The 25,282-nt window shown below is 40.9% G+C and carries 19 protein-coding genes and 1 other RNA gene; 8 read left to right on the forward strand and 12 right to left on the reverse strand.

Annotation, left to right across the window (positions count from 1 at the left end):
• An RNA gene (ffs, locus tag ACLL8Z_RS01245) (signal recognition particle sRNA small type) lies at positions 1-94 on the reverse strand.
• Between the two features lie 216 nt (positions 95-310).
• Between ffs and gltB the strand changes: the two genes are divergently transcribed.
• Complete coding sequence (gene gltB, locus ACLL8Z_RS01250) at positions 311-4,837, forward strand: glutamate synthase large subunit (RefSeq protein WP_411272928.1); 4,527 nt, start codon at positions 311-313, stop codon at positions 4,835-4,837.
• Complete coding sequence (locus ACLL8Z_RS01255; protein WP_411272929.1) at positions 4,837-6,312, forward strand: glutamate synthase subunit beta; 1,476 nt, start codon at positions 4,837-4,839, stop codon at positions 6,310-6,312. Before gltB ends, ACLL8Z_RS01255 begins: the two co-directional genes overlap by 1 nt.
• A 127-nt stretch (positions 6,313-6,439) precedes the next feature.
• Here ACLL8Z_RS01255 and ACLL8Z_RS01260 read toward each other — a convergent pair whose 3' ends face one another.
• The 5 genes from ACLL8Z_RS01260 to ACLL8Z_RS01280 all read right to left on the reverse strand — a co-directional run bounded on the left by ACLL8Z_RS01260 (position 6,440) and on the right by ACLL8Z_RS01280 (position 11,373).
• Positions 6,440-7,240 carry a GNAT family N-acetyltransferase gene (locus ACLL8Z_RS01260; RefSeq protein ID WP_411272930.1) on the reverse strand — a complete coding sequence of 267 codons (801 nt, stop codon included), beginning with the start codon at positions 7,238-7,240 and terminating at the stop codon, positions 6,440-6,442.
• Between the two features lie 27 nt (positions 7,241-7,267).
• Positions 7,268-7,804 (reverse strand): RNA methyltransferase, encoded by a 537-nt coding sequence (locus ACLL8Z_RS01265; RefSeq protein ID WP_411272931.1) that lies wholly within the window; start codon positions 7,802-7,804, stop codon positions 7,268-7,270.
• A 2-nt stretch (positions 7,805-7,806) separates the two neighbouring features.
• Complete coding sequence (locus ACLL8Z_RS01270; protein ID WP_411272932.1) at positions 7,807-9,036, reverse strand: MDR family MFS transporter; 1,230 nt, start codon at positions 9,034-9,036, stop codon at positions 7,807-7,809.
• A 197-nt stretch (positions 9,037-9,233) separates the two neighbouring features.
• Positions 9,234-10,988, reverse strand: coding sequence for a M56 family metallopeptidase (locus tag ACLL8Z_RS01275; protein ID WP_411272933.1), 1,755 nt, complete (start codon positions 10,986-10,988; stop codon positions 9,234-9,236).
• A 4-nt stretch (positions 10,989-10,992) separates the two neighbouring features.
• Positions 10,993-11,373 (reverse strand): BlaI/MecI/CopY family transcriptional regulator, encoded by a 381-nt coding sequence (locus tag ACLL8Z_RS01280; RefSeq protein ID WP_411272934.1) that lies wholly within the window; start codon positions 11,371-11,373, stop codon positions 10,993-10,995.
• Positions 11,374-11,677: 304 nt separating this feature from the next.
• On the opposite strand from ACLL8Z_RS01280, the gene mutS reads away from it, so the two are divergent.
• On the forward strand, positions 11,678-14,254 hold the full coding sequence (mutS, locus tag ACLL8Z_RS01285; RefSeq protein WP_411272946.1) for a DNA mismatch repair protein MutS: 2,577 nt from the start codon (positions 11,678-11,680) through the stop codon (positions 14,252-14,254).
• Positions 14,255-14,342: 88 nt separating this feature from the next.
• Here the strand turns inward: mutS and ACLL8Z_RS01290 are convergent, their stop codons facing one another.
• Together ACLL8Z_RS01290 and ACLL8Z_RS01295 are read right to left on the reverse strand one after the other, a co-directional pair.
• A complete protein-coding gene (locus ACLL8Z_RS01290) occupies positions 14,343-15,554 on the reverse strand; it encodes a PQQ-dependent sugar dehydrogenase (protein WP_411272935.1) in 1,212 nt (403 codons plus the stop codon).
• Positions 15,555-15,651: 97 nt separating this feature from the next.
• Positions 15,652-16,134, reverse strand: a complete 483-nt coding sequence (locus ACLL8Z_RS01295) for a YMGG-like glycine zipper-containing protein (RefSeq protein ID WP_411272936.1) — start codon at positions 16,132-16,134, stop codon at positions 15,652-15,654.
• Between the two features lie 428 nt (positions 16,135-16,562).
• On the opposite strand from ACLL8Z_RS01295, the gene ACLL8Z_RS01300 reads away from it, so the two are divergent.
• The 4 genes from ACLL8Z_RS01300 (at position 16,563) to ACLL8Z_RS01315 (ending at position 19,023) form a co-directional block, all read left to right on the forward strand.
• Complete coding sequence (locus ACLL8Z_RS01300; protein ID WP_411272937.1) at positions 16,563-17,219, forward strand: ATP-binding cassette domain-containing protein; 657 nt, start codon at positions 16,563-16,565, stop codon at positions 17,217-17,219.
• Between the two features lie 70 nt (positions 17,220-17,289).
• Positions 17,290-17,835, forward strand: a complete 546-nt coding sequence (locus tag ACLL8Z_RS01305) for a C40 family peptidase (RefSeq protein WP_411272938.1) — start codon at positions 17,290-17,292, stop codon at positions 17,833-17,835.
• A 42-nt stretch (positions 17,836-17,877) separates the two neighbouring features.
• The gene (locus ACLL8Z_RS01310; protein WP_411272939.1) at positions 17,878-18,000 is read left to right on the forward strand and encodes a hypothetical protein; all 123 of its coding nucleotides are present in this window, start codon (positions 17,878-17,880) and stop codon (positions 17,998-18,000) included.
• Positions 18,001-18,081: 81 nt separating this feature from the next.
• Positions 18,082-19,023 carry an exonuclease domain-containing protein gene (locus ACLL8Z_RS01315; protein ID WP_411272940.1) on the forward strand — a complete coding sequence of 314 codons (942 nt, stop codon included), beginning with the start codon at positions 18,082-18,084 and terminating at the stop codon, positions 19,021-19,023.
• On the opposite strand, the gene ACLL8Z_RS01320 is transcribed toward ACLL8Z_RS01315, so the two are convergent.
• The 4 genes from ACLL8Z_RS01320 to queG all read right to left on the reverse strand — a co-directional run bounded on the left by ACLL8Z_RS01320 (position 19,024) and on the right by queG (position 23,577).
• A complete protein-coding gene (locus tag ACLL8Z_RS01320; RefSeq protein ID WP_411272941.1) occupies positions 19,024-19,869 on the reverse strand; it encodes a hypothetical protein in 846 nt (281 codons plus the stop codon).
• Between the two features lie 88 nt (positions 19,870-19,957).
• Positions 19,958-20,650, reverse strand: coding sequence for a LytR/AlgR family response regulator transcription factor (locus ACLL8Z_RS01325; RefSeq protein WP_411272942.1), 693 nt, complete (start codon positions 20,648-20,650; stop codon positions 19,958-19,960).
• A 177-nt stretch (positions 20,651-20,827) separates the two neighbouring features.
• The gene (locus tag ACLL8Z_RS01330) at positions 20,828-22,354 is read right to left on the reverse strand and encodes a sensor histidine kinase (RefSeq protein ID WP_411272943.1); all 1,527 of its coding nucleotides are present in this window, start codon (positions 22,352-22,354) and stop codon (positions 20,828-20,830) included.
• A 293-nt stretch (positions 22,355-22,647) separates the two neighbouring features.
• Complete coding sequence (gene queG, locus ACLL8Z_RS01335) at positions 22,648-23,577, reverse strand: tRNA epoxyqueuosine(34) reductase QueG (protein WP_411272944.1); 930 nt, start codon at positions 23,575-23,577, stop codon at positions 22,648-22,650.
• Positions 23,578-23,726: 149 nt separating this feature from the next.
• Between queG and ACLL8Z_RS01340 the strand changes: the two genes are divergently transcribed.
• Positions 23,727-25,082, forward strand: a complete 1,356-nt coding sequence (locus ACLL8Z_RS01340) for an OmpA family protein (protein ID WP_411272945.1) — start codon at positions 23,727-23,729, stop codon at positions 25,080-25,082.
• The last annotated feature ends 200 nt before the right edge of the window (positions 25,083-25,282 follow it).

Genomic DNA, 25,282 nt, shown 5'->3' on the forward strand with positions numbered 1-25,282 from the left:
CAAGCACCTTTTATCGCACCGCTACAACCTTCTACCCTTGCTGTGTTCCCACCCTGGGGGAGTTCAAAGGGAGCTGGTCGTAAAAGACTTGCCCGCGACAAAAGTAGGAAAAAATTGCAATTATCGTCCTGCAGTAGCAAATTGGAATATGAAATATCATATTTGTAATATATTGTGTATATAATTATGTAATTAGCAATTGCCGGTCTTAGAAATGCTAGTTTTTGATTGAATGACAAAAATTATTGAAAATTAAGTAATCAGTCCCCTTTTGCTTATTTTAGAGGAATTTATAAATACTCGATTTTTAATGACAAATACTGACAGCCAGCAGCAAGGATTATATAATGCGGATTATGAGCATGACGCTTGTGGAATTGGTTTCATTGCTAATATTAAGGGCCGGAAGTCGCATCAGATTGTGAGCGATGCTCTTACTATTTTAGAAAACATGGAGCACCGCGGAGCTTGCGGTTGTGATCCGGATTCGGGTGATGGCGCGGGAATTTTGATGCAGCTCCCACATGACTTTTTCAAAAAAGAGGCTGTAAAATTAGATATACACATTGATGAGCCCGGTAGCTATGGTGTAGGCATGCTCTTTTTGCCGAAAAAAGCAACTATAAAGGAAGCTTGTCGCGCGGTAATTACAAAATGTGCTGAAAAACTAGGGCTTAAAATACTCGGTTACAGAATTGTTCCTATAAACAAGGGTATTGTTGGGGAAGCTTCATTTTCGGCTGAGCCGGATATAGAACAAATCTTCATTGATAAACCTGCTTCCCTTCATACTGCAGAAGATTTTGAGCGCAAACTTTATGTATTAAAAAATCTGGTTACAAAAACAATTCGTGAAGCTGTTAAAGCGGCAGAACAGCAGTTTTACGTATGCTCGCTTTCACAAAATATTATTATATATAAAGGAGAATTTACCAGCAGCCAGGTTAGGACATATTTTCAGGATCTGAATAATTCAGATCTTACCTCTGCTTTTGGAATGATCCACTCACGATTCTCAACGAATACTTTTCCCTCCTGGAGGTTGGCGCAGCCTTTCAGGTTCATCGCTCACAATGGGGAAATCAACACTCTCAAAGGAAATCTCAACTGGTTTTATTCAGGCATCCGATCCTTTGCATCTCCTTTTTTTAGTAAGGACGAGATGGATATGCTTCTTCCCGTAATAGATAATAATCAATCTGACTCAGCATGCCTTGACAATGTTGTTGAACTATTGTTCCATTGCGGCAGATCATTGCCTCATGTGATGATGATGCTGATCCCTGAGGCATGGGATGGTAATGAGCAGATGGATCCTCTTACCAAAGCGTTTTACGAATATCATGCTACACTGATCGAACCATGGGATGGACCGGCTGCTATTGCTTTTACAGATGGGCATATGATCGGTGCAACGCTTGATCGAAACGGCCTCCGTCCTCAACGTTTTGTTATCACCAACGACGATCAGATTATAGTAGCTTCTGAAGCGGGCGTATTACCGGTTGATGAATCAAAAGTCATTAAGAAAGGCCGTTTGCAGCCGGGGAAAATGCTTGTTGTTGATACGGTTAAGGGCTCTATAATCGAAGATGATGAGATAAAGAATCAAGTTACAACCCGCCAGCCTTATGCGCAATGGCTTGAAAATTATAAAATAAGGCTTGAAGATCTCGCCGAGCCGAGGGTAGCTTTCACTCAGATGTCCAATGAATCAACGTTTAAGTACCAACAGGTATTTGGTTACTCACGCGAGGATATTGATACGTTGATCAAGCCCATGGCATTGCTCGGGAAGGAAGCGATTGGCTCTATGGGCACTGATACACCTTTGGCAGTATTTTCAGACCGCCCGCAACACCTTTCCAATTATTTTAAACAGCTTTTTGCTCAGGTAACAAATCCGCCTATCGACCCGATCAGAGAGCGTCTGGTGATGAGCCTGGCAGGCTTTATGGGCAATAACGGTAATATCCTTGATGAGGATAAGATGCATTGCCATTGTGTTGCCTTACCGCATCCCGTACTGAGCAATACTGAGTTGGAGAAGATAAGAAGTATTGATACTGGCTCCTTTCAGGCTAAAACACTACAAACATATTTTAAGGCCGACGGTCAGCCGGGTACGCTTCAGCGCGGACTGGATCGATTGTGCAGATATGCAGAGGATGCTGTGCATGATGGTTTCGAAGTGTTGATTTTATCAGACCGGGCACTTGATTCTGAACATGCACCAATTCCTTCATTATTGGCCGTCTCTGCCGTCCACCACCACCTGATCAAGAAGGGTTTGCGGGGCGCAGTGGGAATAATGCTTGAGGCGGGAGATGTTTGGGAGGTTCATCATTTTGCATGCCTTATTGCATTCGGCGCAACTGCAGTTAATCCTTATCTTGCCCTGGCAACAATACGAAAGCTAAAGACAGACGAAAAGCTGGATACAACTCTTGATCTTAAGTCGCTATACAAGAATTATACTAAATCTGTAAATGACGGCCTACTCAAGATCTTTTCAAAGATGGGGATTTCAACGTTGCAGTCTTATCACGGTGCCCAGATCTTCGAGATCGTCGGTCTTAATAAAGAAGTAGTCGATCATTATTTTACTGGAACTGTATCCCGCATAGGAGGGCTTGGTCTGGACGATATCGCTCAGGAAGCATTACATAAGCATTTCACAGGCTTCAGACGTACTGGGATCGAAACTCGAATCCTGCCCGCAGGCGGCGTATACCAGTGGAAAAGAAAGGGAGAAGCGCATCTGTTTAACCCTGACACTGTACACTTACTTCAGCATTCCACCCGTACAAACAATTTTGAAGTCTATAAAAAGTATGCATCACACATAAATAATCAGACAGACAGCCTGTACACTATCCGCGGCCTTCTTGATTTTGCACATCACCGCCAGCCTGTTCCTATTGATGAGGTTGAACCAATCGAAGCAATTTTGAAACGTTTCGCTACCGGCGCTATGTCGTTTGGGTCAATTTCGCATGAAGCACATAGTACTCTGGCTATTGCGATGAACCGTATTGGAGCAAAAAGTAATACCGGGGAAGGTGGCGAAGATGAGTTAAGGTATGAGGTAATGCCTGATGGCGGATCAATGCGATCAGCGATTAAGCAGATCGCTTCGGCGAGATTTGGTGTAACCGCCAATTACCTGGCTAATGCCGATGAGCTTCAGATTAAGATGGCTCAGGGTGCAAAACCCGGCGAGGGAGGTCAGCTGCCGGGCGATAAAGTTGATGATTGGATTGCAAAGGTCCGCCATGCAACACCTGGAGTGGGCTTAATTTCCCCACCGCCGCATCACGATATTTATTCTATAGAGGATCTGGCACAACTAATATTTGACCTCAAAAATGCTAATCGTGCCGCCCGGATCAGTGTAAAACTGGTTTCGAAGGCAGGTGTTGGGACTATCGCTGCAGGAGTGGCAAAAGCTCATGCTGATGTGATCCTTATCTCTGGTTATGACGGGGGAACAGGAGCTTCACCTTTAACTTCTATTGTGCATGCTGGTTTGCCATGGGAACTAGGACTTGCAGAGGCCCAGCAGACCTTAGTAAAAAATAAACTTAGGAGCAGGGTTGTTCTGCAAACAGACGGGCAGTTAAAGACTGGAAAAGATATCGCAATTGCGACTCTTTTAGGTGCAGAAGAATGGGGCGTTGCTACAGCTGCGCTGGTGGCTGGTGGATGTATTATGATGCGTAAATGCCATCTCAACACGTGCCCGGTGGGAGTTGCAACACAGGACCCTGAATTGAGGAAACTTTTCAGCGGCAAACCGGAGCATATAGTCAACCTCTTCAAATTCATAGCAGAAGAACTGCGTGAGATAATGGCAGAGCTTGGATTCCGCACCGTTAATGATATGGTTGGAAAAGTTCAGTTCCTTAAGATGCGCGACGATGTGGATCATTGGAAAGTTAAAAACATTGATCTGTCAGGTATTTTGTACTCTATGGATAATCCATCAGGCATGACCTTGTACAATAGTGAACGACAAGATCACGGTTTGCGAGAGATTCTCGATTGGAAACTCCTTGAAAAGGCTAAAGACGCCATCGAATCAAAGACACCAGTTTTCGCTTCCTTTAATATAAAAAATACCAATCGGACAGTCGGGACGCTCCTTTCAAATGAGATTACAAAGAAGTATTTTTCGGCGGGATTGCCATATAACACGATCAATTACAAATTTACTGGCTCTGCCGGTCAAAGCTTTGGCGCTTTCTGTACCAAGGGTATATCATTCGAACTGGAAGGTGAAGCTAATGATTACGTAGGTAAGGGTTTATCTGGGGCACAGTTAGTGATCTATCCTTCAGTAAAAAACACTACAACACCCCAGGAAAATATTATAATAGGTAATGTTGCTTTGTACGGTGCAACCTCTGGTGAATTATTTGTAAGAGGTCAGGCTGGAGAGCGTTTCGCAGTGCGGAATTCAGGTGGAACGGCAGTGGTGGAAGGTGTAGGAGATCATGGATGTGAATACATGACTGGTGGAAGGGCTCTGATCCTGGGTAAGACAGGCAGAAATTTTGCGGCTGGGATGAGCGGAGGTTTAGCCTGGGTTTATGATCCGGATAATTCGTTTGTAGCAAACTGTAACTGTGAAATGGTTGATCTGGATCCACTTTCTTTACAGGATGAAGAAGAAATTCGCAGCCTGTTGTATAAACATGCACAGCTTACGGATAGCCAGGTGGCCAGGTATATCATGGACGACTGGGAACAACAGTCTGTATTTTTCATAAAAGTATTCCCTAAAGAGTACAAAAAAGTATTGAACCTTCGAAAGGTTCAGCAATCAGCAGGATAATGGGAAAACCAACAGGATTTAAGGAGTATGGCAGGGAGCTTCCATCAAAAACAGCCCCTGAAGAGCGGGTAAAGAATTATAATGAGTTTGTGCATGAGTATCCCGCAGAGAAATTGAATGAGCAGGCGGCCAGATGTATGAACTGCGGTATTCCATTTTGTCATGCAGGTTGCCCGCTGGGAAATGTGATCCCTGAGTTCAATGATGCAGTTTATCAGGGTAAATGGGAAGAAGCTTATTTAATTCTAAATTCGACAAATAATTTTCCTGAATTTACAGGGCGTATTTGCCCTGCGCCATGTGAAGCAGCTTGCGTCCTTGGAATTAATAAACCACCGATCACTATTGAGGAAATTGAGAAACATATTATTGAGATCGCTTTTTCTAAAGGATACGTTAAGCCAAACGCTCCGATCTTAAGGTCGGGAAAAAAAGTCGCTGTAGTGGGTTCTGGTCCGGCCGGACTCGCCGCTGCCGCGCAATTGAATAAAGCAGGTCACACTGTAACGGTTTATGAACGTGATGATCTTCCGGGCGGTTTACTACGTTATGGTATTCCTGATTTTAAGCTTGAAAAATCGATTATAGACCGTCGCTTGCAGGTAATGGAAGAAGAGGGAGTAAACTTTGTCTGTAATACCGAAGTTGGCGCCAACGGCCGAATGAAAGAATTCGTAGATCAGCATGATGCTATAATTATGGCTGCAGGATCAACAATTCCTCGCAATCTTAACATCCCGGGCCGCGAACTTAAGGGGATTCATTTTGCAATGGATTTTCTAAAGCAACAGAACAAAACAATAAGCAATATTTCTTTTCCTGATGAAAAAATCCTTGCTACAGAAAAAGATGTGATCGTTATTGGGGGTGGAGACACCGGTTCTGATTGCGTTGGAACCTCGAACAGGCAGCATGCAAATACAGTAAAACAGTTTGAATTAATGGGACAGCCGCCGGAAGAGCGCAACGCGAATATGCCCTGGCCTACATATCCAATGGTGCTTAAAACAACGAGTTCTCATGAAGAGGGTTGTGAACGCTTCTGGGGAATAAATACTAAAGCGTTTTTGGGCAATGAAAATGGGGAGCTTAGGGCGATACTAGTTTCTGACGTAAGCTGGGAGCTGGATCCGCTCGGCCGTCCCGTTAAATTTGCGGAAATAGAGGGTACTGAACGTGAACTTCCGAGCCAGCTAGCCTTACTGGCGATGGGATTTTTACATCCACAGCATGAAGGGCTGGTAGAAAACACTGGCCTCGAGCTTGATGCCCGAGGCAACGTAAATGCCATTGAAGGCCAGTATGCAACCAATATCCCTAAAATATTCGCTGCCGGTGATATGCGCCGCGGGCAGTCCCTGGTAGTATGGGCGATCTCTGAAGGACGGGAGGCAGCCCGCCGTGCTGATGAGTTTCTTATGGGACGATCAAGTTTGCCGAGTAAAGATAGGGTGCAGGAATATATGATCGGGTAAGAAGTTTTAAGTTGTAAGTAATACGTTTTACGTGAGGGGGCACTCATTATTTAACGGGAGCTTTTTATTTTAGAACCGTCTCAATTATGCGTCCAGCAACGTACAACGTATCCGTACAACGTACCACTCACCCAAGGCCGCCGCTTATCCGGTTAAATATCCCTTTACCATTCCACGGGCGTTTTTCTCCGAGAACCATCCGTTTAGAAGTACCTGTGATTTTATAGCCGTTGGCGATCAGGAAGTCCACACAAGCCTGATTATCTGATGGAAATCGTGCAGTAAGTTTATTTCGCATTCTTATTTTCATTAATTCTGTTCCTGCCAATGGGTTTTCGGCTAAGACAAAACCGTCCAGCAGGGTGGGGAAGTAGCCTCCATGAACTTTTCCCTGAGTTACATAGACTATTGAGAACTGAAGGTGTGGCTCGATAACATTTAAGCGGTCTTCTGCAGAGATTCGCCGGTCCAACGAAAGGAGCTCATCTTTAAGCCCTGGATAAAAGGGAATAATGGCGCTCTCGTCAGAGAGATACCGATCAGTATGTTTTCCTTTCAGATGAATATATTCAGTTTCAACTTCGAAGCCAAGTCTTTTGTAAACAGGGTATCCCATGTCAGTAGCGTCCAGATATATAGTGCTAATCTTTTTTCGATCGAGATCATTAATTAGCGCAGAAGCTATTTCTCTTCCCAAACCCCTGTTTCTGTGATCAGGATGAACAATAATGTGCGCCAGCCAGGCGGAATCCTGATGTTGAATATTTGTTCCAACGGCTATGATTTTACCATTTTCTGAAATTTTTAATGGCTGACAGAAACTAGAACCCGAATAATAATAAAAATAGGGCCTTATATCTGTCCACGTTTTAGGCTGTAATTTCTTGAGCAGGTCGATATCTATATTTCTTAATTTTTCTATTTTCATTCTATATTAAGTTCGGTTGCGGCGCGTTTACAATCCGGGATCTAGCTTTGAAAAAAAATCCCATAACACTATTCCTGCAGATACTACAATGTTAAACGAATGTTTTGTTCCAAACTGAGGTATTTCAAGGCATTCGTCTGCCATATTCATTGCTTCTTCACTAACTCCATGCACTTCATTCCCAAAGATCAGCGCATATTTTTCTGATTTTTTTGGTTCGTAGTCTGTAAGCTTCACGCTATTTTCCGCCTGTTCAACGGCGATGATAATATAGCCTTCACGCTTAAGCCCTTCAATTGCTGTAGTAACCGTTCCATAATAGGCCCAGTCAATTGATTGAGTAGCTCCTAAAGCTGTTTTCTCAATTTCCCGGTGAGGAGGCTGAGCTGTAATTCCGCAAAGACAGATCTTTTCAATTGCAAATCCGTCGGATGTACGGAAAATTGAACCTATATTATGCATACTCCGTACATTATCCAGTATTACGACTATAGGTAACTTTTCCAGTTCTTTAAAGGCTTTAACATCCACCCGACCAAGTTCATCCAGTCTTATTTTCCGCATAGTCAAAAATAGCGGGTTTTCTTCCACTTCCGTATAGGCTCCAGATAATTTATCAGCATAAAGCCTATTGACGAACAGATGCAGATAGCAGTAAGGAACCACCAGAAAAGTTTGAATCCGCCGTATTGAATAAGAAATGCGCCATAAGCCGGACCGATTATCTGGGCAATTGACCAGGCTATTGTGTATAATGCAGAATACTCGCCGCGATTATTTTCGTTGGAGCGGCTTATCCAAAAAGCATTCATAAACGGCATGGAAAGCATTTCCCCAAATGTGATGAGCACCACTGATATTACAGCCGCCCATGCAGTCGGGGGTAGAACATTTAGAGCTACATAGCTAAATGCAGCAACGAAAACTCCAAGAGAAATAAAAAATAACGGATTACGCCGACCCTCGAGGTTGTGTACCATTACCATTTCTGTGGTGACTATAATGAGTCCGTTGAGAGCCATTAAACCCCCAATAAACTGCTCGGTAAAGTGCCATTCAGTTTTAAAAAAAACCGGTTGTAATATAAAGAACTGAAAGAAGGACGAAGCAAAAGGTATGGTCAGAAAAATAAAAGCAAGATATAGTTTGTCGCGGTAAGCTGAACGGATGACTGGTTTGTTTGGTGCGTCTGTGGGAGCTTTTTCTTTCTTAATTTGAGGTAAGAGTTTAAGAAGTAGAAAACCGGCTAAAATATTTGTGCAGCCATCCACATAAAATAAAAAATGATAGTCGATTGAAGCAATAAAACCTCCAAATGCGCCGCCAAATGACCAGCCCAGGTTAATAGCTAGCCTGTGCAGCGAATAAGCCCGTGTTCGCACCCTTTCAGAACTATAATGTGCTATCGCAGCTGAATTAGCTGGTCTGAATGACTCATTACACATGCTTAGAAGAAATGTTCCAGTTGCCAGGCTAAGGAAGGTTTCCAAAAAGGCCAGCGAGATAAATAACACTCCGCCGCTGAAAAGTGCACCTAGCTGCAAATGGTAGAAGCCAAGCTTGTCTGTAATCTTGCCACCGAAAAATGCACCGAGGATGGAGCCCAAACCAAATAAGGACATAATTACCCCAGCCTGAACTATTGAAAAGCCTAATTTTTGGGTGCAGTAAATAGTCATAAAAGGAACGACCATTGTGCCGCTCCTGTTAATGAACATTACTATCGAAAGATACCAGTTTTCTCTGCTGAGACCCGCGTAGGCGTTTTTATATAGTTGTATGGGATTCCCGATCACGACTCAAATATAAATTAGTATTTGGTTGTTAGGGGTTAATTTTTAGAAATTAGTGTTTAGGCTGGAAAGGCTAGACGCTCCGTCTAACAACTACCAACTAACCTCTAATAATGCAATACTTCCCGATCACCATTCATAAAAGAAAGCCCCTGATCAACATCAGAGGCTTTCAAAATTAACAGCGTTTTAAATTAGTTTTATGGAGTGACCTTTGTTTTCTTAACCCTTTCAGCCTCCTGTTTTATTTCCTGAGACTTCATTTTAATTTCCTCTATTTGTTTTATCCATTCCGGAGAGTCGAACTGTTTTCTAAACTCCTCAGCGTTTACTCTCATTTCCTCAATGTTCTTTTTCCATTCTGGAGAATCAAATTGTTTTCGCATTTCCTCAGAGTTAATTTTCATCTCGTCAATCTTCTTCTTCCATTCCGGAGATTCGAATTGCTTCTTCATTTCGATTGAAAGTTTCTTCATCTCTTCTATTTTAATCTTCCATTCTGGACTGTTAAATTCTTTTTGCATTGCAAAGGCTTGAAGTTTCATTTGCTCAGCATTGACTTTCATGTCAGCGATCTGTTTTTTCCACTCCGGGCTCTCAAAATGCCTTTTTATTTCTTCGGTATGGATCTTCATCTCCTCCATATGTTTTTTCCATTCGGAACTGCTCAGTTTCTTTTTTAACTTGTTAGTATCCGATGCGAACGAAATCGCTATTGGCGAAGGAGTGTGCGGTATAACAGGTGACGACATTAACGGAACTTCAGGAAGTTCCGGGACATTAGGAGCCAGGGGCGCCAGCATTAGCTCAGGTTTAGTATGTATTGATTGCATTGATTGCATTGGATGAATTGGATGAATTGGAGGAGCTTCTGCAGGGTTTGGAACTGTCGGGATTTCAAGGCGAACAGTGTCAGGCTTAATTTTACTAGCGGCTGTATGATTATTCTTTTGTTGCCGGACAACTTGTTCAGCCGGAATCATCCATGCTAAAGAGATGCATACGGCAACCACGGTTAATGAGACAAGGAGGTGAGGTTTAGGATTTAAATTCATAGCATTCATGTTTGTAATTCGTTTTATACGGTTAAATAATGTGTATTTACCTGTACCTGATGCAAAAAGTGATAAATTTAGATCATGGGTTTTATTCTCAGCAATTTGAAGAAGTGCCTTGGCATAAATCATAGGATTAGAAGTATTTTGGATTACAAGGTCATCGCAACAGTATTCTCTTTCGTTTCTTATTTCTTTTCCGATGAACCATATGGCCGGATTAAAGAACAGAACCATCTCCATAATTCGTTGTATGATGTTGAAGAGATAATCATTCCGCTTGATATGTGCCAGTTCATGCAGTAAAATTGCCTCAACTTCTGCCGGATTCAAGCTGTTTATTATCGCGATCGGAAAAAGTATGATCGGTTTAATAAATCCGATAGTGCAGGGGATTAGGGTGTCGTTGGCTATAGAAAGTGTAACTTTCTTCTTCAAATTAAGTTTTTTGGAAAGTAAATTGAGTTGTGAGTTCAACCTAAGGTCCACTTTCCTGAAACTTTTTTCCCTGATTCTATTGACCTGGAACAAGCTAAATAATAGCATTGCAGATTGAGTGAGTAAACCCGCAAAATATATGATTGCTATCCATTTTGAGATGCCTGGCAAGAGGGACTCACTCTTAAAGGCTTCAACTGAAAGTGCCCTTTGTTCAAATGTTTGCAAAGGCACATTAATTTTGGCGTTATTTAGTTCTGTTAGAAAAGCATCCGAAAAGGAGACGATGAAACTGACAAATATCCATATCATTCCAGTGTAGAGAATTTTATAACGATCAGATGAAGGCAATTCGGAAAATGCAGTTATAATAAGCTTCACAAATGCGTACACAATAAGGCCAATTAAAATGGAGTAGAAGATGGCTTGGCTCAATGCTGAAAAAAGGATAGTTAGTTCCATAATTCTATTTTTTATTCAACTGATCAAGATGTTTTTTAATCATTTCTATCTCTTCCCTGGAAGAATTCCTATTGCTTAAGGCTTGCATAACCAATTGCGCCGCCGAACCATTAAAAACAGTTTCAATTAAAGAGTTCAATAAATTCTGACTGGTTGTTGACTGCGATATTAAAGCTTTATAAATGTGAGTGCGGCTGCTTGTCTCCCGCTCAAGAAGACCCTTTTCATGCATGATCTGCATGAGTTTTAGAGTTGTGGTATATCCTATTTCGGCGCCTTTAACCTTGGCAAGCTGTTCATTTACGTCACGAACAGTACAGGTACCGTTTCGCCAAATCACCTGTAAAATTTCTAGTTCGCTGTTTGTTGGTTTAACTTCCATCATATATTACGAATTGTTTCGTATACAATTATACGAACACTTTCGTATAATACAAATTATTTCACATTTTTTAACAAATGACTTAGTAGACGGTTGAAAGAGGATGGTTGACAGTTTGTCGATGAAGACGCACGAGATCAATGTCGATGTCTTAAGCTTTCAACTGTCAAATGTCAACCCGATAGCTTTCGGGTCTCCACTAAATAACTTTTTTCCACATCTCTTCCAAACCCTGAACAATCCATTAACTTTATCCTCTTACAAAAAAGCCTTGTCTAAGAAAAAAGATCAGAAAGAAACTCCCTTGATGTTGCAGTATAATGCGATTAAGGCTAAATATCCTGGTGCGCTGCTGCTTTTTAGGGTTGGTGATTTCTATGAAACTTTTGGCACAGATGCGGTTAAAGCATCCGGCATACTTGGGATTGTGCTGACCAGACGGGCAAACGGTTCAGGAAGCCATATTGAACTCGCAGGCTTTCCACATCATTCACTGGAAACCTACCTGCCTAAATTAGTAAGGGCAGGGCAGCGAGTTGCGATTTGCGATCAGCTGGAAGATCCTAAATTGACTAAAACCATTGTTAAAAGAGGCGTTACGGAGCTAATTACTCCGGGTGTTTCTTATAGTGACAATATTATTCAGCAGAACACAAATAATTACCTGGCATCTATATTTTTTGAAAAAAATTCTTTTGGAATCGCGTTTATAGATATTTCCACAGGGGAATTCCTTGTAGCGCAGGGTAATGCTGCATATGTCGATAAGTTATTGCAAAGTTTTAAACCCAGTGAAGTAATATTCCCCAAAAGCCGTCGAAGAGATTTTACAGAGACATTTGGGGATAGGTTTTATACGTACCATTTAGATGATTGGGCATATAGTGGCGATTATGCAGAAGATTTCCTGCTAAAGCATTTTGACGTTAAATCGCTTAAAGGATTTGGAATTGAAAAATTTCCATTGGCGATAACTGCCGCTGGCGTTGCTTTACATTATTTGAATGAAACAGAACACCGTAATCTTCTGCATATTTCATCCATATCGCGCATAGAAGAGGACCGGTATATGTGGCTCGACCGCTTTACAATAAGAAATTTGGAATTAATTGGTTCAGCAAACGAGAATGCGGTAAGCCTTGTTGATGTGCTCGATAAGACTTGTTCGCCGATGGGAGCCCGGCTACTTCGCCGATGGATAATAATGCCCCTCAAGGAGCTTAAACCTATTCAGGAACGGTTGGACGTTGTGGAATATCTCGTTGAAAACGAGGAATTGAGAGGAAATCTATTGCATGAGTTAAAACAAATAGGCGATCTGGAACGGCTTATATCAAAAATCGGTTTGCAGAAGGCAAATCCGAGGGAGGTGACGCAATTAAAAAGGGCTCTTTATGCGATAGCCAACCTTAAAATCTTATGTGACAATAGTCATAGTTTTGCTTTAAAAACTATTGCCGAACAGTTAAATAACTGTACGCTTATTCGTGACAAGATTGAGAAAGAACTGAATACGGATCCTCCTGTAATGCTCGCCAAAGGAGGAGTTATTGCTAACGAGGTTGATGAAGAGCTTGACAGGCTAAGAAAAATTGCGTTTGGAGGAAAAGGTTATCTTTTGGAAATCCAAAGAAGAGAAGCAGAAATAACAGGAATTCCCTCGCTTAAAGTCGCTTTTAATAATGTCTTTGGTTATTATCTCGAAGTTACTCACACTCATAAGGATAAGGTACCGCCCGAATGGCTCAGGAAGCAAACTCTGGTTAATGCGGAGCGTTACATCACGCCGGAACTTAAGGAATATGAAGAACAAATCTTAGGAGCAGAAGAGAAAATACAAATTCTGGAAACCCGTTTATATGGTGAGTTAACTTTTGCACTGTCTGAATATATCAAGCCAATCCAATTGAATGCGCAGCTAGTTGCTCAATTGGATGTGCTTTTAAACTTTGCCGAACTTGCAATTAAGAACTATTATGTAAAACCTGAAATTAACCAGAGTCAGACAATTGATATTAAAGGCGGAAGACACCCTGTAATTGAAAAGAATTTGCCCACTGGTGAAGAATATATAACAAATGACGTTTTACTTGACATTGATACCCAGCAGATTATCATTATTACCGGGCCAAATATGTCTGGTAAGTCTGCATTGTTAAGGCAAACAGGCTTAATAGTACTTATGGCTCAAATGGGTTGTTTTGTTCCAGCGAAGGAAGCCAGTATTGGTCTGGTCGACAAGATCTTCACAAGGGTGGGAGCTTCTGATAATATAACTTCAGGAGAGTCAACCTTCATGGTTGAGATGAATGAAACGGCGAGTATTTTGAACAATCTCTCCGAAAGAAGCCTCATTCTTATGGATGAGATCGGTCGGGGAACCAGCACTTACGATGGAATTTCCATTGCCTGGTCGATTGCGGAATATTTACATACCCACCCGGTTGCAAAAGCTAAGACACTTTTTGCCACTCATTATCACGAGCTCAATGAATTAACTAATTCCTTTAACCGGATAAAGAATTATAATGTAGCTGTTAAAGAAGTTGGCAATAAAGTAATTTTTCTGCGGAAACTCGTGCCTGGGGGGAGTGAACATAGCTTCGGTATTCATGTGGCCAGGATGGCAGGGATGCCTGCAAAATTGGTAAGTCGTGCCAATGACATATTGAAGCGCCTTGAACAGGAGCGGACCGGCGGCGAGGATATTAAAGAAAGCATGAAAAAAGTGCAGAAACAGGCTTACCAGCTACAAATGTTTTCAATAGACGATCCGGTTCTGATCAAGATCCGGGATATGTTAAATAATCTGGAAGTAAATACCCTAACGCCAGTAGAAGCACTGATGAAATTGGATGAGATACAAAGGGTGTTGAAAGCATAATTTTGAACAAAGAATAAGGAACAAGGAGCAAAGACCAAACGCACCCTATTACTACGGATTGTTGTCCTTATTCCTTGCTCCTTGTTCTTTATTCTATCTTATAAATCTTCCCGTCCCCATAAGAGCAAATATATAATTCCCCATTCGCGTCTTCGCCAAACGATGAGACCATGCCTTTATGCTTAATTAATAATGCGTTTGTATATTTTCCTTTGCCTGCCGGGCTAAGTGCCCAAATATTCCCGGTAACATAGTCGCCATAGATGTATTTTCCCTGCAATGATTTTACCGTCTTGCCTCTATAAACATGACCTCCGGTGACCGAATTTCCCGTTTGTGGGCCCTGCCGATATGACCAGACGGGTAGGATCATACCCTCGGTATTACAGTTAGCTTGTCCGAAACATTCTTCTGCCTCCATACTATTCCAGCCATAGTTTCCGCCATTCTTCACGATATCAATTTCTTCGATCTTATTTTGGCCTACATCGCCCATCCAAAGGTCGCCCGTTACTTTATCAAAACTAAATCTCCATGGGTTACGAATTCCATATGCAAAGATCTCCTCTTTGAACCCCTGTGAATTGCCCTGATATGGATTATTTTTGGGAATTCCATATTTTAACGCCCCTGATTGTTTATCAACATCAATTCGCAAAATCTTACCTAACCATGTGGCGCGGTTCTGCCCATTCTTCTGCGGGTCCCCGCCACTTCCCCCATCTCCCACACCTATGTAGAGAAAGCCGTCGTTGCCAAATGCAATTTTTCCTCCATTATGATTGCTATAGGGTTGTTTAAAAGTTAGGAGAATCTCTTCAGAACCTGGCTCGGCAACATCTGGATTATTTTTGCTTGCCGTGAATCGTGAAATAACCGTTTCTAGGCCGGGATTGTTACGGGTATAGTTCAGATAAAAATGACCGTTTGATTTAAAGTTGGGATGAAATGCCAAACCCAATAAACCGCGCTCACCACCCGCTGTAACTTTGCTTTCAATATCCAGAAACACTTTAGTTTCTTTTACAGCAGAGTTATTCGCGAAAACGTGAATTTTTCCGCGTTGTGCAACAACAAAATTACGGTTTGTAGCGTCCTTCGGGCTTACAAATTCGACTGGCATGCTGAAGCTTAATGTCGGAAAAGCATCGGTTAACTTTATATTCTGCTGGTTGGGAATACCCTTAATCTTTGGATTTACTACAGTTTTACGATTCAAATCCTGTTTTGCCTGCAAAAAATATACAGCACCCATGATAATTATAAAAACAGAAAGCAGGAACTTGTAATTTGATTTCATTCAATGATATTTTAGTTTTAAAAAGATTGTTAAGATAAGTTTTTTCAAACAAAAAAAAGCCCGGTCATCGACCAGACTTTAAATTTATGATATTCTACTATTGTACTCTTCCGGTTCTTTTGTCTCTGCTCCGACCGATCACATAACCAGTACCTGCTCCAACAACACCACCGATAGCTGCACCACGTCCGTCTTTCTTGTCTACCAGAATTCCGGTACCAGCTCCAACAACTCCACCTATAACTGCACCTTTAGCTGCAGAGCTCCATCCTCTTTTTTTAGCTTCTTGTGGAGTAGTGTAAACAACATTTCCATTGTCGGAAATGTAGCCTGCCCTATTAGAAGTATTGCTAGATGATCTTTTTGATGAAGTTGATTTTGCTTTAGATCTTTCATTAGCTACTGCAACAGCTGCAGCTTTTTCAGCTATCTCAGCTCTTTCAAAACTATCCAGTTTTGCTTTTTCATCAGCAATCCTTATTGAATCCCGGACTGCATTGGCGCTAGCTACTTCATTTGCGTTGTTGTTGCATCCTGCAACTATTGCAGCAAATGCAAACCCTAATAAGATACGTTTCATAATCTGTTTTTTAAAGCAAAGCGTTTATAAGCATTTGCACTATACACTAACGAAAAATGATGCCAAATAATATATTGGTTGATTACATTGATGCAACAAGGATGTATATTAGAAGAAAGAACTCAATGAAAGTTGCTATTCGATCTTTTTTTACATTTTACAACAGCTTCTGCGTGTTAAGCTTATTGATCGATATATTCTGTGTAGCGATAATCGTCAAAACAGACTTTAAACTTTTCCCACTGATGTTTTGGTTTAGGGCAGTGGTTATGGCCATTATTTTCTATTTCATAAACGACTACAAACAGAAAGAATTTTACTATTATCAGAATTTAGGAGTATCCAAAAGTTTTCTATGGACTGCAGCTTTTTCCCTTGACACGCTCTTATTTCTTTCAGCCAATTTTATTTTATACCTGATTTAAAAAATGATTCACACACTCGAGGCAGACGGTATACAATTAAGCTTCTCAGGCCGGAAAGTTTTATCGGATGTGTACCTTAGGTGCGAAACAGGTAAAATAGTAGGTCTTTTGGGCAGGAACGGGGAGGGTAAATCATGCTTAATGCAAATAATATATGGGAGCCTTAAACTGGATATCAAATCCGTACGGTTCGACGGCAAGTATGTTGCCAAGCCATTTAAACGTCCGGACCTTTTACTCTATATGCCCCAATTTAATTTCATCCCAGGGACGCTAACTATCAAACGTGTTTTTGAGGATTTTGAATTACAATACGCGGATTTTGAACAGATGTTTTCCACCGGGATTAGTACTGATAATAGCAGGATGCAAAGTTTGTCGGGCGGTCAAAGGAGACTTATCGAATTATACATTATAATTAAGGCTAACTCTCAATTTACTATGCTGGACGAACCATTTAGTCATCTTAGCCCTGTTCAAATAGATCGTGTAAAGCAGCTCATTGAAGATGAAAAGACACATAAAGGCTTTCTTATCACAGACCATATGTTTCGTCATGTTACTGATATTGCAAACTGCATTTACCTCATCGCAAATGGAAAAGTCCACCTTACAAAGTCTTTTGCGGATCTGGAACATCTCGGTTACGCCCGTTTCTAAATTAACGTTATTCACACCATGTTCATAATCTTCGGTATGAGCAAGGAGTATTTAGCTTGACCTTAGTGGAATGATTAATTATCTTAGGAAAGTATCATTTTATCTACTTTTACTCCTAACACCCTTACTATACACATCCTGTAAAAGCAAGAAAATTCTCACTGATGCGTCTAAAGCTCGGCCAGTGATTTCAGGGAGTCTCACCGAACGTTATGCATCGCTTCTTAATGTAAAAGAAAAGGAACTTAACAACGAAAAGTTGTATCGTTTTATAGACAGTTGGATGGGTGTACCTCACCGCAGCGGTGGTATGGATAAGAAAGGAGTGGACTGTTCAGGATTTACCAGTATCCTGGAAAAGGAGATATACTCTCGCTTTGTACCCAGGACTGCCAAATCTATGGCTGAGATCGTGAAAAGGAAGTATGAGGAACAACTCAAAGAAGGAGATTTAGTTTTTTTTGATTTTCAAGGACAGCAATTTAGCCATGTAGGAGTTTACCTTCACAACAACAAATTTGTGCACGCGTCAACATCTAAAGGTGTAATTATCAGTGATCTCAAAGACCCGTGGTATTATAAGTATTTCTCCAGAGGTGGAAGTTTAAAAGACTGAATATATTGTGAGTTTAAAAGTATATTTATTACCATTAATAATATGCGCAAGCCCCAAGACGATTATACATTCTGGACAAAGTACAAACGGTTCGCGACTACAGAGATCCTGCTTTATCTTATTATGATCATAGGAATCACATTAGGAATTATTATTTTCGGATAGAGCTCAGTACCGCTAAATAAAAATATACCCTGAATTTCTGCTTATTGTAAATCATTTTGCGATGTTTGTCCATTATACGCTATGAAACTAAACCTAAAACGCCCTCTTGCATTCTTCGACCTTGAAACTACAGGCGTAAATGTCGCATCAGACCGAATAGTTGAAATATCCATACTTAAGGCAATGCCTGATGGCACGGAGCAGATCAAAACTATGAGGATCAATCCGGGTATGCCTATCCCCCTGGAATCTTCCTTGATACATGGTATTTATGATGAAGATATAAGCCGTGAACCAACCTTTAAGCAGGCAGGAGAGGAGCTGGCCAGGTTTCTTGATGATTGTGATCTTGCCGGATACAATTCAAATAAGTTCGATATCCCGGTATTAATGGAAGAATTTCTTCGTGCTGGGGTTAATTTCGATATTGATAACAGGCACTTCGTAGATGTTCAGAATATATTTCATCAAATGGAACAGCGCACATTGCGCGCCGCTTACCAATTCTACTGTGGTAAAGTGATTGAAAACGCTCATTCAGCCGAGGCAGATATCAAAGCTACTTATGAAGTTTTGCTTGCACAGATTGGCAAATATGAAAATCAGGATTGGGAGGATAAAAAGGGAGTAATTTCAAAACCCGTGCAAAATAATATCGAAGCCCTGCATAAATTTACGAACCTAAATAAGCCTGTGGATTTCGCTGCAAGAATGGTTTACAATGACGTGGGCGTCGAAGTTATTAATTTCGGAAAACATAAAGGAAGGTCAGTTGAAGATGTTTTCCAATCTGAGCCCAGTTATTATAATTGGATGCAAAACGGTGACTTCCCGCTATACACCAAGCGATGCCTTGAAAAAATTTGGAAAAGATGGAATGCAAAAAAGGAGGCATTGAGATTAGAGAAGCAGAATTCTTACAAGCCAGAACCGAGTCCTCAGCCGCAACCTAAAAAAGTGGAAGAAGCAAAACCAATCGATACGGATATGCTTCAGCAACTGAAGATGAAGTTTGGGAAATGATCACCTTTCACCCATTGTAGGGTAAACCGGTAATGCGATTATTCCCTCATCACTCAGCAGAGGATGAAGGGTATTTGATCTGAGAACTTTCTGCATAGAGGTTTTTTTACCGTTAACCCAGATCTTATTGAGAACCATCCGGATACCATGGCTGTAATCAACATGTATACTACTATGCCCATTGTATAATAGCTGGATCGCTTTGCCGTCCGGTTTATGCCAACCATATATAACCACTCTCAAGACCCCTTTGTCGTTATAGATCTTATTGGAAATAACTACATCTTTTTTATTCCCTGCTACGAGACTGCCTAATGGATATTGGTGTACTGATAGTTGCCGTTGAGTGTTGACCAGTCTATTATGTTTTTCAAATACCGGAATGGTAATCATTTGAGGAGAAGGAGGTATGGGCTCTGGGACCATTTTAACAATCGCATTCTGATAGATTTTATCCGATATTTTTCGGGTTGGAAGACTGCACTTCAATAGATTTGCTACTTTCTGAGCCAATTGGGCTTTCATCGGACAATAAAAGTAGTTTTCGTTTGATCCGATCGCAATAAAATCAGGAGCAACAAAATACCGGATAGTATGTGATTTACCTTTGGAGGTGATTGTATCTTTTATTTCAATAAAGTTTCGATAAAAATCGGGAATATTGCCGGATTTGATCTCATTGAAAATGATATTTTCGCGTTCATCTAAACTTAGTGCTGTATCCCTGATGGCCTGTGAAAATTCCGATCCGCTCAAGGCGGTAGAAGTCCGCTTTTTCAGTCGTAACTCCTGGCTAAAAGTACTAATGTAGCAGATGATCAGCAAACTTAACAAAAAGTACTTCATGGCTACCAATTGACGATGGTTTATGTCCTTCTAATATCGTATTTTCTTCGAACTGCAATCCGTGTTCCTTGCCGGCAGGTAGGCTTCCTTAATGTTCCAGATACCTCTTATCAAGGCCGATGAGATTCTGCATAAACGATTCGCTCACCGGTATTGTAGATCCCTGAATATGTACCTGGTGTCGCTCTATTCTGTCGATATTACTAACGGCGACCATGTAAGACCTATGTGTACGCACAAACTTATCTCTAGGTAAAATTGCTTCGAGTTCTGCAAACGTCATACGTGAGAGTAAGCTTTTACCTTTAACCACAAAATTCACATAGTTGCCGGCAGCTTCCAACCAAAGGATATCGGCAAAATTAACCTTCTCCTGTTCGTAGCCTGTCTTCAAAAACATATAATCTGCCTTGCCACTTTTATTGCGAAGTTGAAAAAGTTCATAGGCTTTGTTACATCCTTTGACAAAGCGGCTAAGTGAAAATGGTTTAAGAAGATAATCAATGGCATCCAGTTCAAAACTGGTAACCGCATGTTCTGTGTAGGCGGTTGTGAAAATAACCATTGGCTTTCTGTTTAGGCTTTTTAGAAAGTCTATCCCGGAAATGTCAGGCATTTTAATATCCAGGAATATAAGATCAATATTTTCCTTCTGTAGGTATTCCATTGCCTGAAAAGCGTCGGTGAATTCAGCCTTCAGTTTGAGAAATGGCACTTTTGACGCGTGACTTCGCACAACTTCAAGAGCTAGAGGTTCATCGTCAAGGGCAATGGCATTCATTCGGTAAAAGTAAGTTATTAAACACTATTTGTTTGTCTGAACGGATTGATTCCTGTTTATTGAAGGTCAACGAAAAATCTGATATTCGATTGAAAATGATTTTTCCGGCTATGAATACTTCTTTGCCGCAATCAATCACCACGCAAATTAATAAAACCAGCAATAATGTTTTCATAATCAATCCAACTGAATGGTTAGGTGCACAAAGAATTCCTTGCCGCTTTCTCTGATGGAAAGTTCATGACGGGTAGGATACATTAAGCGTAGACGCTGTTTTACATTTGAAAGCCCGATTCCGTTGTTATTCTTCTCCGGATCGTTTGCCGGCTTCTCATGCATGCTGTTTGAAATATCAAAATATAATGTCTTATCCCTGTTTACCAGGCTGATCCGGATATTAGACCGTTCTTTGAGGCTTATGCCATGTTTAAACGCGTTTTCCACAAACGGGATCAGCAGCATCGGAGCGATTTGAAGAATGCCTACATGTTCCTCAATTTCCGTGGAAATCGTAATTTCCGGTGAGGACTGGGTACGTAAAGATTGAAGTGCGATATAATTGTTTAAATATTCAATTTCCCTGTTTAAAGAAATCTTTTCCTGAAGGTTCTCATGGAGCATAAAACGCATCATGTCCCCAAGTTTCTGTATCCCTTCAGAAGTTCTTTCTGCATTCTCTTGCAAAGAAGTGCCATAGAGCGCATTTAATATATTGAAAAGAAAATGTGGATTGATCTGCGAGCGAAGAAAATTGAGATCTGCGGTGGAGCGTCCAAGAGCAGTTTGAAGACCTTTTATTTCATAATCAACGGTAATACGATGTTTGTAAACATACCAGGACAGGGGGGCTGTAAAAAGCAGTTGAAACACTAAGTTAAAAAATGCAGTTGTAAATGAGATTTCTTCATTGTTTTGAGATGTTAGTATCAAAAGCACGACAAAGATTGAAAAGGAGCTGAGTAATGCAACCCAGGAAAAACTACCTAGATAAGACCTGTAGGGTTTCGCCGCCCGCTGACTTCCGGGTAAAAGAATGTACATCGAATAACAGTACAAAATTATTCCCGCAAGAGGGCAGGATGCAAAAGCAAGTACAATGTCTGATTCAACCTGGCTCATCAGTAAAAGAAAAAGCCCTATCATCCACACGATAAAAGCATAGATTCCATCTCTGGTAATTACCCGGTACTTTGATTGTATCAGATCTGAGTTTTCCAGTAGGTAAATAGCAATATGTTTTATAAAATTATAAAGAGCAAACATCATGAGTAGCCAGAATGAAAAGATGGCGCTTTCCTGAAATAGTTTCGCATAGAGCTGATCTTCAGTATATGAACTAAAAAGATAGCCCTGTAGCCAGGTGACAGTCACAGCCAAAATAACACTAATTAAATAGAAGATCACTAAAGTCAAAAGCACATTCAGTGTGATATTTTCTCGCCTGCTTAACGGTGGAACGATAAAGAAAGAAAGAAGTAAATAACTTCCGTAAAAGGTTATATACCTGACCAGGGAAGGCAGGAAGTAATTATTAAAATAAGTGTATTCCTGTTGGGCTTCGGTGAAACTGACCTTATTGTATTTCCATTCGTTCATGTTCACTGATCCTGATACCAGGAAGAATATCGAGAATACGAACATGGTCGTAGCGGCCCAGTATTCTATTCTGTTTATATCCGACGGATTTTTTATGAAATTCTTCATTTTGTATAATTAGATTAATTCTTCAATTGAATTATGGAACAATATTACCCAGCTTCGAAGCCGGTTACCAATAAATGTGACGGAATGGGCGAAAAATGTGACGAATTGGAAGTTGTACGTAATACGTTTTACGTTGGCAAGCGACACAAAAGGGTTGAACATTATATGATACGTTTTACGTGACAAAACGATATGCCCTTTCAGTAATTTAAGTAATGATTTGCATTGGTGAAAGATCTAGTTTAATTTCGTTGGGTACGTTAGTAAGAGACGTACAACGTACAACGTATAACTCAACTCCGAAGGAAGTCAATATTCCTCTTTAACCCACTAAACTTAGTCCTCTTTACGGCAGAATTTTTAAAGACTTTGCTAAACGTATCTTGGGTGATTTCATTCCACTCCTGGGAATTAATTCCAAGAAGATCGTGGCTGGGTTGGAAAGCGGGCTCGGTATGAAGAATTGAGAATTTATTCCAGGGACAAACATCCTGGCAGATATCGCATCCAAACATCCAGTTATCCATTCTCCCTTTGAATTCCGTCGGTATTTCGTTTTTTAGCTCAATGGTCAGGTAGGAAATACATTTGCTGCCGTCTACCACATAAGGTGCTATGATGGCTTCCGTCGGACAAGCATCAATGCACCGTGTACATGTACCACAATGATCTTCTGAGGGAGCAACATCATATTCCAAATCCAGATCAGTGATTAGTTCTGCAAGAAAAAAGAAAGATCCTGACTTTTTACTGATCAGATTTGAATTTTTACCGATCCAGCCCAAGCCAGATTTTTTTGCCCAGGCTTTATCCAGTACAGGTGCGGAGTCAACAAATGCACGGCCATTTACTTCGCCAATATTTTCTTGTACAGACTGTATGAGAGATTTTATCTTAGCTTTAATTACTGAATGATAATCTTCGCCAAAAGCATATCGGCTTATTTTTGGTGCCTCCGGATCCAGCTGAAGTTGATTAGTATAATAGTTTAAAGACAGTGAAATTACGGATCTGGCGCCTTCTACTAGTTTTCTGGGGTCCAGTCTTTTGTCGAAATGGTTTTCCATATATGACATTTCGCCATGGTGACGACTTTTTAACCAACTCTCCATCAGTGGGGCTTCATCCTCCAGAAAGCCAGCTTTAGATATACCGCAGGAGAGGAATCCCAATCTCTTAGCTTCGCCTTTTATGAAGCTTGTATACTCTTTTTTGCTGATCATGTGAGATGCAAAGATAAAAATAAGGATAAGAGCATTATCCTGATTCACAGTTAAATACTTAATATAAGGTTAAATTTATTTTTATCTTATCGCTATAATTTGCTTGTGGTATAGCTTTTGTGTGGTAAATCCAAACAAACTCACAAAATATGAACTCAAAATTTCTAACACTTTCTGCACTAGCTATAGGGCTGTTAGTATCTTCAGAAACAATTGCTCAGGACACTCCGGCAAGTATCGCGGTTCCTAAAGTCTTTTCACCAGCCTCTTCGTTCAGTACCTGGTCTTTCGGTATTAATGCAGGTGTTCTTGCGCCAACTGTAATTGCTGGAAAAAACGATTTTACCAGTTGGAAGGCTGATTTAGGCTATGGAGCATACATTAAAAAGCAAATTTGGCCAGCATTTGGCATACAGGCTAATTTTCTGGGAGGAAAGTTGAAAGCAGATAATTCGCGTGCTTTGGGTAATGGCTCGGCACCGGTTAGTCCGTTTACTAATTACGAAACCCTGGTCAAATATTCAGGGAGCTTAAATGCGTACTGGAGCCTGGCAAATATTTACTGGATGAACAGAACTAATGTTGTTCAGCCTTACCTTACAGCTGGTTATGGTTTGATGGGTTACGATGTCGATCTTACTAGCAAATCCGGGACCACCCGTTTCAATACAGAAACTGTTCACGAGTCGTTCATTCCAGTTGGAGCCGGATTAAAGTTTGGAATCTCTAATAATCTAATGTTAGATCTGGGATATCAGATGAACTTTGTTGACGGAGATAATCTTGATGGCTATCGTGCCGGCCCGCAAAGTGACAAATTTTCTTACACACACGTTGGACTTGAGTTTGCACTCGGGGGCAAATCCAAACCTCAATTATCTAGTTATAATCCAGTTGCGGCTTTGGAAGCTGATTATATATCACGTAATGCAGCACTTCAAGCGGAGCTCGCAGCTGAGAGGGCCAGAAATGCAGCTCAAATGGCTCAGATGAGCACTGACTGGGCTCGTTTTAAAACTGATTCTGACGGAGATGGTGTTTCTGACTTCTTTGATAAATGTCCTAACACTCCAACCGGAACGCAAGTTGATGGTGCTGGTTGTGAGATAAAAGTTACTAATACTACGATTAACCCGGTTAGAGTTGTTGTAACAGAAGAGGATAGAAGGGTAGTAGCTGAAGCAATTAAAAATCTTGAATTTGATTTTGGAAAAGCAACCATACGTTCTACTTCATACGCAAGCTTAAATAGGGTTGCTGATCTTTTAAAATCTAAAGATTTCAGCCTTAAATTGGCCGGTCACACAGATGACGTTGGAAGCGCTGCAGCCAATCTTAAGTTATCTAAAGATCGTGCTGAATCAGTAAAATCTTATCTAGTAAGCCAGGGTGCTAATCCTTCCCGCATCGAAGCTACAGGATACGGTGAAAGCCAGCCGATATCTTCAAACAAAACTGCTTCCGGTCGCCAGAACAATAGAAGAGTAGAGTTTACACTGTATTAAAGGATCTTATAAATTTTAATGGAAGGGCTCTCCGATTTTGGAAGAGCCCTTTTTTTTTGTCGGGGTTTAATTAGAGAATTAGGAAATCACTAGTGTCCGGTTAAAATAATTTTTCGTTAAAAACCGGGGATCAAAGCCCCCGGTTTTATAGCTACTTTTGAGTTACTACACATCAAGAATAAGCTATGCCCAAAAATACA

Origin of the sequence: Daejeonella sp. (genome assembly GCF_046590655.1) — a bacterium.
GTDB lineage: Bacteria > Bacteroidota > Bacteroidia > Sphingobacteriales > Sphingobacteriaceae > Daejeonella.